Annotated in this window: 17 protein-coding genes and 1 pseudogene; 4 read left to right on the top strand and 14 right to left on the bottom strand. The window is 40.6% G+C overall.

Features of this window, described 5'->3' with window-relative positions; genetic code table 11:
• Nucleotides 1–11 precede the first annotated feature (11 nt).
• The gene (locus MHZ95_RS12720; RefSeq protein ID WP_239391014.1) at nucleotides 12–1,106 is read right to left on the bottom strand and encodes an NADH:flavin oxidoreductase; all 1,095 of its coding nucleotides are present in this window, start codon (nucleotides 1,104–1,106) and stop codon (nucleotides 12–14) included.
• A 114-nt stretch (nucleotides 1,107–1,220) separates the two neighbouring features.
• Between MHZ95_RS12720 and MHZ95_RS12725 the strand changes: the two genes are divergently transcribed.
• Together MHZ95_RS12725 and MHZ95_RS12730 are read left to right on the top strand one after the other, a co-directional pair.
• Nucleotides 1,221–2,072 (top strand): LysR family transcriptional regulator, encoded by an 852-nt coding sequence (locus MHZ95_RS12725; protein ID WP_239391016.1) that lies wholly within the window; start codon nucleotides 1,221–1,223, stop codon nucleotides 2,070–2,072.
• Nucleotides 2,073–2,190: 118 nt separating this feature from the next.
• Nucleotides 2,191–2,331, top strand: coding sequence for a hypothetical protein (locus MHZ95_RS12730; RefSeq protein ID WP_239391018.1), 141 nt, complete (start codon nucleotides 2,191–2,193; stop codon nucleotides 2,329–2,331).
• Nucleotides 2,332–2,636: 305 nt separating this feature from the next.
• Here the strand turns inward: MHZ95_RS12730 and arsC are convergent, their stop codons facing one another.
• The 5 genes from arsC to MHZ95_RS12755 all read right to left on the bottom strand — a co-directional run bounded on the left by arsC (nucleotide 2,637) and on the right by MHZ95_RS12755 (nucleotide 6,070).
• The gene (gene arsC / locus MHZ95_RS12735; protein WP_239391020.1) at nucleotides 2,637–3,056 is read right to left on the bottom strand and encodes an arsenate reductase (thioredoxin); all 420 of its coding nucleotides are present in this window, start codon (nucleotides 3,054–3,056) and stop codon (nucleotides 2,637–2,639) included.
• A gap of 26 nt (nucleotides 3,057–3,082) precedes the next feature.
• The gene (locus MHZ95_RS12740; protein WP_239391022.1) at nucleotides 3,083–4,378 is read right to left on the bottom strand and encodes an arsenic transporter; all 1,296 of its coding nucleotides are present in this window, start codon (nucleotides 4,376–4,378) and stop codon (nucleotides 3,083–3,085) included.
• A gap of 15 nt (nucleotides 4,379–4,393) precedes the next feature.
• A complete protein-coding gene (locus MHZ95_RS12745; protein WP_239391024.1) occupies nucleotides 4,394–4,741 on the bottom strand; it encodes an ArsR/SmtB family transcription factor in 348 nt (115 codons plus the stop codon).
• 374 nt (nucleotides 4,742–5,115) lie between these two features.
• On the bottom strand, nucleotides 5,116–5,679 hold the full coding sequence (locus MHZ95_RS12750; RefSeq protein ID WP_239391025.1) for a YdhK family protein: 564 nt from the start codon (nucleotides 5,677–5,679) through the stop codon (nucleotides 5,116–5,118).
• 64 nt (nucleotides 5,680–5,743) lie between these two features.
• Nucleotides 5,744–6,070, bottom strand: coding sequence for a four-helix bundle copper-binding protein (locus MHZ95_RS12755; protein WP_239391026.1), 327 nt, complete (start codon nucleotides 6,068–6,070; stop codon nucleotides 5,744–5,746).
• 327 nt (nucleotides 6,071–6,397) lie between these two features.
• On the opposite strand from MHZ95_RS12755, the gene MHZ95_RS12760 reads away from it, so the two are divergent.
• The gene (locus MHZ95_RS12760) at nucleotides 6,398–7,321 is read left to right on the top strand and encodes a DUF1259 domain-containing protein (protein WP_239391027.1); all 924 of its coding nucleotides are present in this window, start codon (nucleotides 6,398–6,400) and stop codon (nucleotides 7,319–7,321) included.
• Nucleotides 7,322–7,571: 250 nt separating this feature from the next.
• Nucleotides 7,572–8,318, top strand: a complete 747-nt coding sequence (locus MHZ95_RS12765; RefSeq protein WP_239391028.1) for a metal-binding protein ZinT — start codon at nucleotides 7,572–7,574, stop codon at nucleotides 8,316–8,318.
• A gap of 155 nt (nucleotides 8,319–8,473) precedes the next feature.
• Here MHZ95_RS12765 and MHZ95_RS12770 read toward each other — a convergent pair whose 3' ends face one another.
• From MHZ95_RS12770 to MHZ95_RS12810, 8 genes and pseudogenes are all read right to left on the bottom strand, one after another.
• The gene (locus MHZ95_RS12770) at nucleotides 8,474–9,589 is read right to left on the bottom strand and encodes an RNA-guided endonuclease InsQ/TnpB family protein (protein ID WP_239391030.1); all 1,116 of its coding nucleotides are present in this window, start codon (nucleotides 9,587–9,589) and stop codon (nucleotides 8,474–8,476) included.
• 15 nt (nucleotides 9,590–9,604) lie between these two features.
• Nucleotides 9,605–9,777, bottom strand: a pseudogene (locus MHZ95_RS12775) (transposase); the annotation flags it as partial.
• Nucleotides 9,778–10,576: 799 nt separating this feature from the next.
• Nucleotides 10,577–11,056 (bottom strand): hypothetical protein, encoded by a 480-nt coding sequence (locus MHZ95_RS12785; RefSeq protein ID WP_239391032.1) that lies wholly within the window; start codon nucleotides 11,054–11,056, stop codon nucleotides 10,577–10,579.
• A gap of 105 nt (nucleotides 11,057–11,161) precedes the next feature.
• The gene (locus MHZ95_RS12790) at nucleotides 11,162–11,761 is read right to left on the bottom strand and encodes a hypothetical protein (protein WP_239391033.1); all 600 of its coding nucleotides are present in this window, start codon (nucleotides 11,759–11,761) and stop codon (nucleotides 11,162–11,164) included.
• 62 nt (nucleotides 11,762–11,823) lie between these two features.
• Nucleotides 11,824–12,138: a hypothetical protein gene (locus tag MHZ95_RS12795; RefSeq protein ID WP_239391034.1), complete on the bottom strand. Its 315-nt coding sequence runs from the start codon at nucleotides 12,136–12,138 to the stop codon at nucleotides 11,824–11,826.
• Nucleotides 12,139–12,582: 444 nt separating this feature from the next.
• Nucleotides 12,583–13,527: a DMT family transporter gene (locus MHZ95_RS12800; protein WP_239391036.1), complete on the bottom strand. Its 945-nt coding sequence runs from the start codon at nucleotides 13,525–13,527 to the stop codon at nucleotides 12,583–12,585.
• A 298-nt stretch (nucleotides 13,528–13,825) separates the two neighbouring features.
• Nucleotides 13,826–14,425, bottom strand: a complete 600-nt coding sequence (locus MHZ95_RS12805) for a class I SAM-dependent DNA methyltransferase (protein WP_370643036.1) — start codon at nucleotides 14,423–14,425, stop codon at nucleotides 13,826–13,828.
• A 13-nt stretch (nucleotides 14,426–14,438) separates the two neighbouring features.
• Nucleotides 14,439–15,353 carry an HNH endonuclease gene (locus MHZ95_RS12810; protein ID WP_239391040.1) on the bottom strand — a complete coding sequence of 305 codons (915 nt, stop codon included), beginning with the start codon at nucleotides 15,351–15,353 and terminating at the stop codon, nucleotides 14,439–14,441.
• Nucleotides 15,354–15,430: the final 77 nt, after the last annotated feature.

The raw sequence follows: 15,430 nt of genomic DNA on the forward strand, positions 1-15,430 counted from the left end.
CTTTGCCTATTTTACACTTCAAATTCCTTGATCTTTGCATTCGGACTTAATACTTCTTCCGGCTTAAACGCTGCCAATGGCTTATCTTGTTTAACTTTATTGACCCAATCGTGGTTAGCCAAGGCCCCTTTTCCTAGGGTGACCATATCGGCTTCTCCGTCTACGATAATTTGATTCGCTTTTTCGGGATCCTCTAAATGACCATTGGCAATGACCGGTATTTCCCCATATTTCTTTGCAAGAGAAGCGAATGATGGGCCATTTGTTTCGAACGCAGGCTTCCATGCTTCGTATTCCGTCACATGGATAAAATCAAGACCGGCTTGCCCTAGTCGGCCAAAGATGATTTCAGCATCTCGTTCTTTCCCTGCCCACTTATGTTCGAAATCATTCACCTTTCCTTGCGAAATCCGAATCCCGATCGTGAAGTTCTCCCCCACCGCTTCCCGAATCGCTTGGGACACTTCCACCATTAAACGGACCCGATTTTCCGTAGAACCGCCATATTCATCTGTACGCTGATTTGCATAATCAGTCAGAAAACCATCCAGTAAATAACCATTGGCTCCATGAATTTCAATCCCATCAAACCCGACTGCTTGCGCCCGCTTTGCCGCATTCGCAAAGCTCGTGACAACTTCTGCAAGCTCTTCTTTCGTTGCTTCTCTTGGAATTTGGTATGGGCCTTCTCCAAAATACATAGCCAGTTGTTCGCCTTTCGGCTGAATAGCGGAAGGGCCGAGTGTCTCTTGTTTAAAGCGATTTCCTTGAGAAAGAAAACCAGAGTGCTGTAATTGCATAAAGACTTTCGCTCCTGCTTGATGAACAGAATCGACTACTTTTTTCCACGCTTCGGCTTGTTCATCATAAACGATTCCCGGTTGATCCAAATAGGTTTGGCTATATTGATCATCAATATAAGTTCCTTCCGTAATGATCAATCCGAACCCACCTTGGGCAAATGATGTGTAATACGATACCATCTGATCAGTTACCAATCCTTCAGCTGTCGCACTGACGCGTGTCATAGGGGCTACCCCTACCCGATTCGCTAATGTTGTATTTCCTAACGTAACGGACTCAAATAAAGATTTTGTTTCTGTCATTGTAAAATGCCTCCTTGTCTATGAATTAATTGTAATTTCGTATTGATGTTTTGTAAAATAGATATATCCGAACGGTTAGTTCACTAAAATCGAACGAAGGAAGTGTCAATATCGATGGAACTTCGTCATCTAATCACACTGAAGACAATCGCAGAAAAAGGAGGATTCAAAAAAGCTGCTGAACATCTTGGCTATGCCCAATCCTCTGTTACCACCCATATTCAAGAGTTGGAAGCGGAAGTAGGAAAACCGTTATTTGATCGACTTGGCAAGAAAGTCGTTTTGACGCATTACGGTGAGCGGCTTCTTTCCTATGCAGTGAAGATTATTGAATTGCATGCCCAGGCACTTGATACAGATGATGAACCGACTGGCGATTTGATTATCGGCATATCAGAATCGCTGACGATCGGTCGTGTGCCACCCATTCTTCTGGCATATAAAAAGGCTTACCCGAAAGTGAATCTTTCACTAAAATCGATTGAAAACTACCATTTCGCTACACAAATTCAAAATGGCGACATCGATTTAGCATTGATATTAGAAAAAGAAAATTGGTCCCTGCCAGAAATTTATTGTGAAAAATTGAAAAGAGAAAAGATGGTTTTGATTAGCCCGCCAGAGGAGGAAGATCATCAAACCGTTCTTTACACTGAAAGATTATGTAGCTATAAATCGGTGTTTGATGAGTATTTGAAGTATAAGCAAATGGATGTCAAAGAAAGTATGGACTTTCAAAGTATCGAAGCGATTAAGCAATGCGTGAGAAGTGGTTTAGGGATTTCGATGGTCCCTTACTTTTCGGTGAAGGAAGAATTGGAAAGCCATAAACTTAAAGGAGAAGAAGTCGCACCAGAACATCCAAGCATTGCGACATTTCTAGCGTACCACAAAGATAAATGGCTTTCTCCTTCCATGGATCGTATGATTTCTTTAATAAGAAACCATGCGGAAGATTGGGTTTGATTTTTTTCTTAAATAAGGAGATTGTAAAATGGTTACATTATGTTTCGTTGGCTTATGAATAATTTTCAAGTAGTAAGTCAATATTAACAAGAGTAAATACAGAGTGGAGGGATTAGGTATGAAGCATAAAAAACAATTTCTTACGCTAATGTCGGTTATTTTATCAGCGGGTTTTTTGTTCGGCTGCAACGGTGTCGATGAAGATGAGCCAGACCCAACCGAAGAACCTTCGGAGCAACAACAGCAAAATAATCAATAAATCCTTGTAAATAAAAAAAGAAGCCAATGGAGTAAACTATAGCTCTCTTTGGCTTCTTTACTAATATTTTTTACTCAATAATAGTTCCGCACGCAGCCACCTGTTTTAAATTTCCACTCAAATAAAGTGAAACTTCAATCAGTGGGGGTTTTCCTCATCCCCCACTGATTGTTAGTTGAACCAATCGGGCTTTTACGGGCAGTTGATCTCCCATCTATCCTTATTGTTTTACTTAAGTCTTGAAGTGGGAGTCTTACTGCCCGTTAATGCGGGATAAATATTAAGCATGCCACAGCCTGTTTTCCTTATTCACCTGTTTCAGCAAAGCGTTCAATCCTTGCACCGATTTCATTGCGTACGCGCTGGAAAAACGCCCATTTTTCTTCATCCGTTCCTTCCGCTTTTGCAGGGTCATCAAATCCCCAATGTGCACGTTTTACATGCGACGGTGTCATCGGGCATTTGTCAGCCGCATCCCCACAAAGTGTGACAACAAAATCTGCATGATTCAGGATTTGTGGATCAATGATATCCGATGTTTGATTCGAAATGTCAATGCCTGCCTCATTCATCGCTTTAATGGCATTCGGATTGACCCCATGGGCTTCAATGCCCGCACTGAGCACTTGCCATTCTTCTCCGAGAATATTTTTTCCCCACCCTTCAGCCATTTGGCTACGGCATGAGTTACCTGTACATAAGAAATATAATGTCTTTTTTGACATAGTGAAATTCTCCTCTTTTGTGTTTTTCAGACTATCAACAACCATAAATAAAGACCGATTAATGTAATTAAAAGTGTAGGTATTGTGAGAATGATACCGGTTTTAAAATAAGTACCCCAAGATATTTTCACACCTTTTTGCGAGAGGACATGCAGCCATAATAAAGTGGCCAAAGAACCGATCGGTGTGATTTTCGGACCCAAATCCGAACCGATGACATTCGCATAAATCAAAGCCTCCCGGATCGTCCCTGTCGTATTCGTATCCGCAATTGCCAAGGCATTGATCATGACGGTAGGCATATTGTTCATAATTGATGATAAAATCGCTGCGATAAAGCCCATTGCAATCGTCCCGATAAACAGGCCTTGATCTGCCGCCACTTGAATGAGATCACCAAGCACGCTCGTCAGACCGACATTCCGCAATCCATAAACGACCACGTACATCCCAACTGAAAAGAACACGATAGACCAAGGTGCTCCTTTTAGCACTTGCTTCGTGTGAACAGCCGGACTTCTCTGTGCCATCATCATAAAGAATATCGCCATGACGCCAGCAATGATCGAAACAGGAAGCCCGGTAAACCCGCTAGAAAAATAACCGATCAGCAATATGCCTAAAACGAACCAAGACATTCGAAACATCTTGTTATCTTTGACAGCATCCTTCGGTTCTTTCAAATCTGAAACATTATAGTCTTTCGGGATACTTTTACGGAAAAATAAAAACAACACTAAAATACTTGCCACTAAAGAAAATAAGTTCGGGACAATCATCCGTGATGCATATTCGACAAAACCGATCCCAAAAAAGTCAGCTGAAACAATATTGACTAAGTTACTTACGACTAATGGTAATGAGGTCGTATCCGCTATAAAACCACTCGCAATGATAAATGGAAAAATCATTTTTTCATTCAAATTCAAATTTCGAACCATTGCAAGCACAATTGGCGTTAGGATTAGCGCAGCCCCATCGTTTGCGAACAAAGCTGCAACGACTGCACCTAGAAGACTGACGTACACAAACATGCGAATACCGCTACCTTTAGCTAATCTCGCCATATGTAACGCGGACCACTCAAAAAATCCGATTTCGTCTAAAATCAATGAAATAATAATAATTGCAACGAAAGCAAGCGTAGCATTCCATACGATGCCTGTTACATCCATAACGTCTTGAAAATTTACTACGCCTACTAATAACGCGATGATTGCACCCATACAGGCTGACCAGCCAATCGATAAATTTCTAGGCTGCCAAATCACCAAAATAAGCGTAATGATAAATATCAATGATGCTACAAGTGTTGAACCCAACAAATTTCCTCCTCTTTACTCACAACAAATTCGCAAGCCTTGTGCTTCAAGTTCGGTTACTAATCCGTCTTGCCTTGGAAGCTGTTCAAGGATTGCTTGTACAAACGGATAATCTTCATGATCTACATTGATCGAGTAGAAAACCCATTTTCCCTTGCGTGTTTCTTTCACCAGCTCAATATCTCTCAGTTTACGTAAGTGCTGGCTAATCGCGGGCTGACTCATTTTAAAAATTTCAACAAACTCACAGACACAGCAATCATGTGACTGAAGCAATTTCATCATCGTCAATCGCGTTTGATCCCCAAGTAATTTCAATAATTGTGATGCCCTGTGCATATCTGTCGTCACAGTATGATTCATAGACCATCCCTCCATTTCTACATCATCATATAATGATATACTTATATGATCAAGTGTTTTTAGTGATAGCCCCTATCCTCATTAGGATAAAGTCATCATCCAGAATTACGGTTATTGTCGTTTCCGTTGCTATAGGAGGTACCCTATTACCATTTCTGCAAATGCCATTTGAATCCTTACACATCTAGTGATCAAATCAATATAAGATAAAAAAGCGCCCAAAACCGTCGTGGTTGCAGGCGCTTTTGTGTTTTCAATTTAACGTTCTAAAAAAAAAACATCAATCAAAGCAATTGGAAATTGACTTCTAATGGAAGTATGCCGGGCCTTAGCGGCAACAGTATACTTCTATTCACTAAAACCTTTTTAGACGATCATTCTTTAGCCGATAGTTCACTTTCCGTTACCCATTTATGATTGATCACTTCGTCGCCGCCAGTAGTCGGTGTGTAATTAATCATATAGACAGTCGTTTTTTCAGATGAGACAACTTCAGCTAGAGCCCCCTTCATCCCTTTCATATGATCTGCCTCTATCGTGACTTCAGTTCCGGGTGCCACGTTTTTGTCATCTACATCCTTCATCTCTTCCTGGATCACCCATTTATGATTTTCCACTCTTGTTCCACCATTTACTGGGGTATAGGAGATAACATACGCTGTCGTGTCATAAGCACCCACAATCGTTGCAACAGCGCCCTCCATCCCCTTCATGTGGTCCGCTTTAACAATGGCTTCACTGCCGACTTGGAAGGTTGGATTTGCTGCCTCTTTCAAGTTTACAGGGACTTTACCTACAGTGGAATTCGGATCGATTTTTATGTCTTCCAGTTTAGGTTCGTCCATGTCGTTCATACTATTTTCGTTGCTCTTTTCAGTTCCGCAGCCACTTAAACCGATCAACATGGCGGAACCTACAAGAAATAGTTGCTTCCTCATTTGAATAACACACCCTTCATTTTTCGGAACAACTTCATTGAGTATTACATTTTTTTCACATAGTTTAAGCTACCATTTGACGGCATGCTTCCGCACATTCTCGACAAGATTCAGCACAGCGTTGACAATGCTCGTGATCATGTTTTGCACACTCTTCGCCACATCGTTCGCACACTGCAGCACAAAGTTCTAAAATTTGATTGGTAAATGGGCTATTTCGCGTCATCGCTTGTGCAGCGAATGCACACATGTCCGCACATTCTCGGTCCAGACGGATACAATCAGCCATCATCTTCAAGTCTTCCTCATTCAAGCAGGCTGCAAAACAGTTGTTACAGGCCTCCAAACATTCGAAGCATGCTGTCAGACATTCTTCATATTTCTGATTCATAGACTCACCTCCGGAAATTTGCACTCGATAATATTTTCCCTTTAGGGATGGTCCTAAACTAAAAAAGTGGAAAGCCTTTAATATCCTTATTTTTCCTTCCTTAATTTAAAAAATTATCCGTCTATCCGGTCGCACTTACACACAGACAATTAGTGAAATTATTTGTGCTTCTGCGTTCAATTTCAGTTCCCTTTTGGTCATTGCCGGTTCATATCCCCGGCAAAATCGGAACCTCTTCTTGAATTGATTGGACAACTGTCTATTGCTCATCATTATTTATGCATATGTTAAACAGTTGTACAAATAATTATCAGAAGGAGTTTATTGATGAAAGATATGGATGTTAATCCATCTAACCTCTGTGATGAATTTGCAAGAATTCTTGACTCTACTCCCGGAGTTATCAATGGTGTCTGCATAGCTACTCGATCAAGAACCAATCTGCATCCCGTCGTATTAGGTAGGGAAGCGGAGTCCTTTATGTTTGTTCCCCAAGCCTTTTCGTTTGAAAATATTGATAGTGATGGAAGAGGTCTATGCTTAGGTGAAACCGTTATCCTCCAAGAGGAAATCAATCCGTTTATGAGCAGGCTTCGTGAAGATGGCATTATTGTGACTGCAGTGCACAATCATTGGCTTTTTGACGAACCGCGCCTTATGTATATGCACTTTGAATCAATTGACCGTCCCCTTGCTTTTGCCAGAAAAGTGCGGGATGCCATGCAAGTTTTGGTTTCACGCGATGTGTATGCGAAGGCAAACTCACATCATGACAGATTCAATCATCATGATGACCTAAGAGGATTTGTACCCGGATTTACGAATCATGCCGACAGGGCTGATATTTGTGATGAATTCAATCGAATTCTAGGTGGTACAATGCACACGTTTGAAAATGAACAATGTATCGTCATGAGATCCCGTTTAAACATCAAACCTGAAGTACTTGGTAGGCGTGGACGTTCATTCTTGCTCATCCCACAGATGTTTACTTTTGAATCCATGACTGGTGATGGTCGTGCACTTTGTAGTGGAGAAACCGTCATTCTTCAGGAGGAGATTAACCCCTTTATTAGTGCTCTTCGTCAACATGGAATTATTGTGACAGCTGTCCATAATCATTGGCTATTTGAAAATCCAAGGCTTATGTTCATGCATTGGGAATCGATTGATAGACCGCTCTCCTTTGCAAGAAAAGTACGGGATGCGTTGAATGTACTTACGACTAGGGAAGTTAGAGTAAGAAGATAATATTGTCCTTTTTCATATCTCCATTGGTAAAGTCTTTTGGATTACATTGATAATATTGCAGCACAATCAGCCTAAACCCGACTAGCATCTTTGGGTTTAGGCTTTGATTTGTGTGTTTACCAAGTTTTCTTATATAAAAGATTCTAATATAATTCCGAATTCAATAAGATTTCCCCTTGACGCTTCCCCTCAGCATATGTATAATTCTAAATCGTAACCATTACTATTTACAAAAAAGAGGAGTGTACGTATGAAAATTTCATTTGCAAAAGGGGTAAGTGTGCTGGCCATCAGTTCCTTACTCGTCGCGTGTCAGTCTACAAATTCTTCCGAAGGCGAGTCTACTGATCAATCATCTGCTACTGAAGAAGCTGTTACAACACAAGAACAAGTAGCTGAAAGTGAACATAATCATGATCACGAACATGAACATAATCATAGTCATGCGCATGATGAAGAAACTGAACAAATTTACGCGGGCTATTTCGAAGACAGCCAAGTGAAGGATCGTTCACTGGATGATTGGCAAGGAGACTGGCAATCGGTCTATCCTTATCTTCAAGATGGGACACTTGACGAAGTATTTACGCATAAAGCAGAGAAAAATAAGGATATGACAGCAGAAGAATATAAAGCATATTACGAAAAAGGCTACGTAACAGACGTTGAACGCATTGTATTTCAAGGGGATTTGGTGACGTTCTTTAAAAATGGGGAAGAAAATTCCGGTAAGTATAGCTATGATGGGTACGAAATCCTCACGTATGAAAAGGGCAATAGAGGCGTCAGATACATTTTTAAACTAGAAGAAGGAGAAGGACTTCCGCAATATATTCAATTTAGCGATCACAATATCTATCCAACCGAAGCGGATCACTATCATCTCTATTGGGGCGACGATCGCGAAGCTTTATTGGATGAAGTGAGTCACTGGCCAACTTATTATCCATCCGAAATGGACGGGCATACGATTGCCCATGAGATGATTGCACAGTGAACAACTCACCACTTAACGCTCTGACGAGCTGTTTGAAGTGGGAGCTTCCTGTTTCACAAATCACAGCATAGCAGGATTTCTGCTATGTCTTACACGATCTCCGCAGGCGTAGATTATACTGTTCGGACGTGACCCCGCCCTACAGTTTTGATTATTTACTTGTTCGTTGATAGTTGTTTCAATCCTTTTTCGAGGATGTTGAGGCTGGCGTTGTGATCCCGATCCAGAACTGTTCCACATTTTATACAAATATGTGTCCGGATGGAAAGTGACTTTTTCACTCGTTCACCACAGGCAGAACAATCTTGCGTTGTGTATGTCGGTTCCACTTTGACCAGTGCACCGCCTTGTTTCTCACATTTGTAAGCCAGCATCTTTCTAAACATGCCCCATCCTGCGTCTGAAATGGATTTGGATAACTTTCTGTTCTTCACCATGTTACGGATGTTTAGATTTTCTACTGCAATGACTGAGTAATCTTTTGATAGATTGAAGCTTAGCTTATGGAGGAAGTCGCGGCGTTGGTTCGCCACTTTTTCATAATGCTGACGAACTCGCTGGGCTTGTTTAGCATAGTTTGCAGAACCTTTTTTCTTCTTGGAGAGTGCCCGTTGTACTTTCTTTAGTTGTTTCTCTTGTTTTCGGAGGAATCTTGGATTTTCGAATACCGCGCCATTGGAAAGAACTGCATATTGATTGAGGCCAACGTCAATACCGACCGCATTATTCAGGTCAATAGATGATGGGACCGCTTGTCTTTCGACACAAAAAATAGCGTACCATCTATGTCCTTGCCGTTTGATGATGAGTTGCTTAATCCTTCCTTTCAATGGGCGGTGGAGCAGAATGTCCACTTCACCCAACTTCGTATTGTAGAGCTTGCCGTTAGCCGAAAAAGACATCGCATATCTGTAACCTTTGTTGTTTAGGCCAAACTGCGGAAAGGTTAGGCTATTATATTCTTTGTGCTTTTTAAGTTTTGGATAGCTTGCATCTTTACGAAAGTAGTTGTCAAAGGCTTTTGTTACCCGCAGGAAAACCTCCTGTAAAGGCTGTGAGGGGATCTCTTTTAGAAAAGGATATCCCTGCTTATCAATCGTCAGTTGTTTTTGCATATCGTAACGATTATAGTTTTCTTTTTTTTGCTTGTATTTCCGCTGCTTATCCAAAAGGACTGAATTATAAAGTTGGCGGCAATAGTGTAACCATCGTTCTACGATTTCTTTTTGTTCTTCTGTCGGAAAGATTTCGTATTTCTGATTGAGCAACATCACCGTCACCCCCTATTATTTTTGCCCTTGATTTTCAATATATTTTTTATGATTTCCAAAGTAGCGCCGCCTGTTGTGAGTAGACAAAAACTTCTTGACCAAAACATCTCTTTCCATAAACTTTTCCTTACCTGTGGAAAGTCCCTTTTTATGAGTCGAGAGCTTGCGCTTTTGTAAGCATTACTGAATGGTTATTACTGGCTAATTTCATTGATACACAACCTTTATACCTCATAGGACTGATTGTATCACAAATCAGCATGACAGAACGAACATTCTGACTATCGTCAGCCGAAATTCATCGCCCACTTTCACTGGGCTACGCCCGTAACGTTTAGAAGTGGGCGACTTCTTTCGGAGAGCGTGTTAAATGAGGAGTTTTGTGCGCCTTTTGGAATTTGAAAAACACGTCAATCTTACTTATTATTTTTTTCGTATGAACATGATACAATCAACATATAATAAAAAAAGCTGAACGTCTGCGAAACGTCCAGCTAATAGCAGTCACATACCGCATGGAGTGCGGTTAACCGAGTTTGACAAAGATGTGTTAAAAAGTAACCCCCATTGAAAAACCTGTTGGAAGGGTAATGGGCGGTTACTTTTTTTGATTTGTGATAACAATTGCAACTATTATTGCAACGTTTAACGTTAATATTGCAATAAGGAATATACCGAATTGAATCAGCATATTCATAATGTCTGTAGTTATCATCATCTATAACACGGGCTCACACGAAGTGAGTCATGCAGACGTTGCCGCAGGACGCGGCGTTCTTAGTCTGCCTTTCCTTAGAAAAAGGGAGTGCCAACCGCCCATCCGCTTAATGCAACTGCTGCTCTCATTTTAACATAATTGTAGCGGTTTCTAAAGGAGCATTCTAACGGACGATATCAAACAGATGTAGAAGGAATCGCGTTCTAAGAGGATACTGTATCGTTTTTCAAATTTCAAGTTGTTAAATTCGGAAGGGAAATTGCCTTTTACTAAAAAACTTGAATTAAACGTTTATTTATTTGAAATTCTAGTTCCCTAATATTTTCATTTGTTTCAGCGTCAAGGATATTTATTTCGATTGTTATTGAATCCCAACTTTCCAAATAAGTTCGCTTCACGAACCTTTGAAATCCTCTTACTACAGAATGTTTCTCTAAATGCTGTGGCTTTATATGGGATAAATCATTCGTACTCTCATCTATTTTCCAGCTACCGAATTGAATATGGATAGCTCGGTCAAGTTTGTTTTGTGCATCAAAACCAAAAAACATATCCCCTGTTGCCTCGTCATAATAAATCTCCATTATTTTCAAATAAAGCGTATGATCATTCATCAACAATATTTTAATTCCTATATCCTCTTCTGAATCTCCACGCCATTCCTTCCACTGTTCTTCCGACCACATATCCATTTTACTCGTGTCAAATGTTTTCATAGTGAAATCTAAATGTACAACTTCTTTCGTCATCCCCTACATCACCCTTCATTCATTTAATATCGTTACCCTTTAGAAAAAATACGACGCTACTAATCGCCCAAACACCTGTTAGTCAAATAATTTGTACATAGACCTTCACTTTTTAAATTCAGTTTTCAACAGATACACAACATCGTATTTTTTCAGCTCATCTATATGACTTTCTACGTCTTTGTAAAAATCAGTGGTCAAACTACTTATCGTGCCTTCGCTTGAATAACAGATACTCGCCAATACTACTTCTCCTTCAACGATTGAATGGCTTGCTTCTTGAAAGTGGCTCCACGTACTGGACATCTCATCCAAATCCCTTGGATCGGAATCGAAACCACGAATAGAACTTGTGCTTCCCTTACTGCTAACCCCGATATTGAATGTTGGGTACTTCTGATTGCCATCCCTATTGGAATTGGCAAAAACAATCGTGCCGCTTTCCTCTATCATTGAGGTCATAAAGCTGATTTGATCATCCACCAATTTACCTGATTCATACTTTTCAATCCACACCGAGACTTCTGCATAATCATTGTCGACATCGAAATCAAAAACAAAAGATTGATCCGAAGTCGTCGAAAGTATGGCTTTTTCTCTCTCGGTTAATTCAGCAACAGAAATCGTATTTGCTGGTGAATTGTCAGTCACACAGGCACATAAAACGAAAACCAGTGGAATAACTAGTGCAAATAACCTTTTCAATCTATCTTCCTCCTCCAGCATCGTGTAAATTGATTGTATCCTAATAACTGGATCTCGACATCCTAACCTGCTATTCTACGACGATACACAACTAACGTAATTGCATTCAGGAAAATGGTGACGATTAGAAGAGTGGAAGCGGCAAACGTTACAGCCCCCGACGTATCCATGAGAGCAGACCAGTCCTCAATGTTGACGAGATGATTGTTATAGATTATTTGGAAACTTAGCGAAATCGCACAAGCTATGAGGCTCATCATAGAAAGTACGACCCAATTTCGATTATCGTGCTTTTTAGAATGCATAAGATTCACAACGGGTAACAGCCAAGCAATCAGTCCAAGTACGAGGCTGCCGAGATTCAATAAACCAATCACATTTCTTTCCCCTTCCAATAAAAATAGTCATACTATTAGGACGTTATCGGCGTGCCTCTAGTTGCATTTATTGGAAATCAATTACTCTTTACACTTCCTTTACTTACAGCTACTTTTTAAATTCGCTAAATCAATAGATAAAGTCCCCCTAGAATTGTAAGGAGACTTTATCATTTTTCAATATAATAACTGTTTCTTCCCTTAGCATCTAATTCATCTATATAACCTAGTAACATTTTTGATTGAGGCGAGTAGCCCATTTGTTAACCTTCTTACACTTTACAGAACAAAATATGGATATTATATAAAATCAATCGTACTATATATTTGAGCGAATTCTTTCCCCGCTGCATTAGCAGGGCTGAGGTGCTTTTGTTATTCCAAAAATCAAAGTAAAAAAAGGCATAGACCCAATGTCCATGCCTCTCATATATACATAAAGCTTCACCTTTTCACACTGCTCGAAACGAGGATCGAACCGATAATGACAATGATGGCACCGACAATAAATTGCAAATTCACCGGTGTGCCGATAATGACAATTTCGGTTACAATTGCCCAAAACACATACGTATTGTTGAGTGATTGTCCCCTCGCAGCGCCGATTAAATCGATGGACGAATAATATAACGAGTAATTCGCAGTTCCTAATAATCCTGCGATGACAAGGAGCCAAACAATATTGGTTGTCGCCGCTTCGAATACTAAAGGATAACCTTGAAAGAGTGGGACGAGGATAATCCCATAACTGAGAGCGGAAGTAATTTGCCTAATATTAATCGCATAGAGTGGAATGACTTCCCTTCCTCTCATTCCCCAAGCACCAATCACGCCTTCAAGTCCCCAAAAGACCGCGGCCCCTAATGAAAACAAAATGCCGATAAAAAAGTTGCTCTCGGCCTCAAACTTCGTTGGCACATAGGCCAATACAATGACCCCGATAATACTTAACACAACGCCAGACCAAGACTTTTTGTTCATTTTTTCCTTCAAGAAAAAATAAGCAAGCACAGCCCCTATGCCCGGAAATATAGACGCAATACTCGCGGCGTAAGTGACACCTGCATTTTGGATCCCGAGAAAATAAAAGCTCATTGCCAACGGTCCACCCGAAAGCGCACCCAAAATTAAAATTGCACCACTTTTTGTCTTAAAAATCTTTAAGACATTGATAAATTCACCCTTCATGATCATCAGCAAGGAAATCCAAATCGAAGAAAAAAAGTCATGCATAAACGCGGCGATAATAGGAGCGAGCATAACGGCTTCTTTGAATGGTGTACTCGCGATAATGAAGCCAATCAGAACGGTATCGACACCCCATGCAATAGCGGAAGTAGCCCCTAAGGCAATCCCTTTTTTACCCCTTTTAACACTATTTTTAGTCATCGACTTTACCTCTTCTCCCAAAAGTCAATTGTCCGGTATGTCGCTCCATCAATCACCTGGTGATTTGGTTGCTCAACATTTGTATAACCGATAATCGATTTACATAAACGCTATAACACGAACTTTCTAATAATTTAAAATGCAAGGAATCCTGAACAAACATACAGAACACAGCTTTTTCATGCTGCCATACGTACATCTTAATTTGTCTCTTTGGGAAAATATTATACGCCCCAACCAAAACAGGTTGAGGCGTACACTTCTGGATATAAAAGGTTCTTTTTAGAGATTGAGCAAATCATTTTATACTAGTGGCTATAAACATCGAGGCATCTTGCTTCATAAAAATACACTGCCCATGATAAAACGTCTTCATTTCCGTCGATTTAAATCCAGCTTTGGCTAACTTGTTTTTCAGTTCATCATGCGCAAAACCGTTATGCACTTTCGGATGATTGATGTTTTCGTTTTTGTCAAAATCCACGATCATCAGCTTGCCGCCCTCATTTAACATGTTGAACAGTGTCTGTAAAATTTTCTCTGTGTCTGGAATATGAAGGAGGACCAGTGACATTAAGATGATGTCTGCTTTCAACTCAGGCGTTTCTTGCGTGAAATCAGCATACAGTACTGTTGCATTACTAATGCCTCTATGTGAAATTTTAGCTTGTGCAACCTCCAGCATTTGCTCGGATGAGTCGACCAACAGAATTGAGCCCACTACGTCTGATAACTCCAAGCTCACCAGACCTGTACCGCTCCCATAATCAATGAGCGATTTGGATTTACTATTTCGTAATTCTTCCCTTACTGCCTTCACGACAACTTTAGCCAATTCCATTCTTTCTTCTGTGTCATACCTTTTGGCCATCTGATCAAAAACGTTATTTTCCATAATTCCACTCTCCCATTTACTTCAAATTAAATATATGCCTCTTATGCCACTTAAAATAAGGCTTATTCTGTTCAGTACGAGCGATTTTCATTTTTGAACGGATGCTGTATTTTTCATAATCCTCTTCCGGAATCCGTGTGGCAATATGTAGTCTTCCCTGTCCATCAAATGCGATCAATCCATTCTCATAAAGCGCATGATGATTACAACAAAGCAGGACGCCGTTATACGGATCGACTCGTTCAAGATCCGTGCCATCTTTCCAAGGCTTGGAATAGCTTGCGCGCAGCAATTCGGGTAGCTCAATGTCACAAAGCGCACATTTTTGAGCCCATAGTGGCAGTAAAGCGCGTCTGAATTTTTGTTTCCCTAAGCGGATTTTTGTTTTCACTTCGGTTTCCGTTTCCGTTAGCATGGGGATGAACGGATTATGCTCCGTTTGACGGACCGGACTCATGGCCAACTCTAGTTGTTCGTCATCGATTTGATAAATGTTTGCGTCACTAATGAGCTCTACCAATTTGATGGCTAGCTCCTCGTTGCAAGGGTATAAATAGCCTTGATTCCCATTCCCGTCTGCCTGAAATGGGGAATACTTGACGGGTAGGTGTGGCAACAGAACATCGATTTCCGAACGTATATGTATAGGCACTTCCAATTCATAAGTCTCCAATTCGACTAAATAGCCAAGATCCGCCTGCTGCTCGTGAGTTGATGGTCTTGACGCTATCTGGGATGCAGTTTTAGCCACACTGATCGCTACAATATATCCTTTGACATAATGAAAGACGCGGTCCCCTTCTTTCACTTCCTTCACACGTAGCCACGAATGCGGTAAATTATCACCATTACCTTCCTTTCGTGACCAAATCATTCCTAATTCTTTTTCTTCTTGATACGTTTGGCCTTGCATTACAATGAAGCATTGCATCGATCGAACACTCCCTTAGATCTTCTATTATTATCATAACCGCTTCTTGGGTTGTTTGCCTGTAATTCGTATGACTT

Source organism: Sporosarcina sp. ACRSM (assembly GCF_022346545.1).
Lineage (GTDB): Bacteria > Bacillota > Bacilli > Bacillales_A > Planococcaceae > Sporosarcina.

What these genes read in the sequence shown, in the direction of transcription:
- MHZ95_RS12720 (WP_239391014.1), bottom strand. Translation starts at nt 1,106, where the DNA reads ATGACAGAAACAAAATCTTTATTTGAGTCCGTTACGTTAGGAAATACA.
- MHZ95_RS12725 (WP_239391016.1), top strand. Translation starts at nt 1,221, where the DNA reads ATGGAACTTCGTCATCTAATCACACTGAAGACAATCGCAGAAAAAGGA.
- MHZ95_RS12730 (WP_239391018.1), top strand. Translation starts at nt 2,191, where the DNA reads ATGAAGCATAAAAAACAATTTCTTACGCTAATGTCGGTTATTTTATCA.
- arsC (WP_239391020.1), bottom strand. Translation starts at nt 3,056, where the DNA reads ATGTCAAAAAAGACATTATATTTCTTATGTACAGGTAACTCATGCCGT.
- MHZ95_RS12745 (WP_239391024.1), bottom strand. Translation starts at nt 4,741, where the DNA reads ATGAATCATACTGTGACGACAGATATGCACAGGGCATCACAATTATTG.
- MHZ95_RS12750 (WP_239391025.1), bottom strand. Translation starts at nt 5,679, where the DNA reads ATGAGGAAGCAACTATTTCTTGTAGGTTCCGCCATGTTGATCGGTTTA.
- MHZ95_RS12755 (WP_239391026.1), bottom strand. Translation starts at nt 6,070, where the DNA reads ATGAATCAGAAATATGAAGAATGTCTGACAGCATGCTTCGAATGTTTG.
- MHZ95_RS12760 (WP_239391027.1), top strand. Translation starts at nt 6,398, where the DNA reads ATGAAAGATATGGATGTTAATCCATCTAACCTCTGTGATGAATTTGCA.
- MHZ95_RS12765 (WP_239391028.1), top strand. Translation starts at nt 7,572, where the DNA reads ATGAAAATTTCATTTGCAAAAGGGGTAAGTGTGCTGGCCATCAGTTCC.
- MHZ95_RS12770 (WP_239391030.1), bottom strand. Translation starts at nt 9,589, where the DNA reads ATGTTGCTCAATCAGAAATACGAAATCTTTCCGACAGAAGAACAAAAA.
- MHZ95_RS12785 (WP_239391032.1), bottom strand. Translation starts at nt 11,056, where the DNA reads ATGACGAAAGAAGTTGTACATTTAGATTTCACTATGAAAACATTTGAC.
- MHZ95_RS12800 (WP_239391036.1), bottom strand. Translation starts at nt 13,527, where the DNA reads ATGACTAAAAATAGTGTTAAAAGGGGTAAAAAAGGGATTGCCTTAGGG.
- MHZ95_RS12810 (WP_239391040.1), bottom strand. Translation starts at nt 15,353, where the DNA reads ATGCAATGCTTCATTGTAATGCAAGGCCAAACGTATCAAGAAGAAAAA.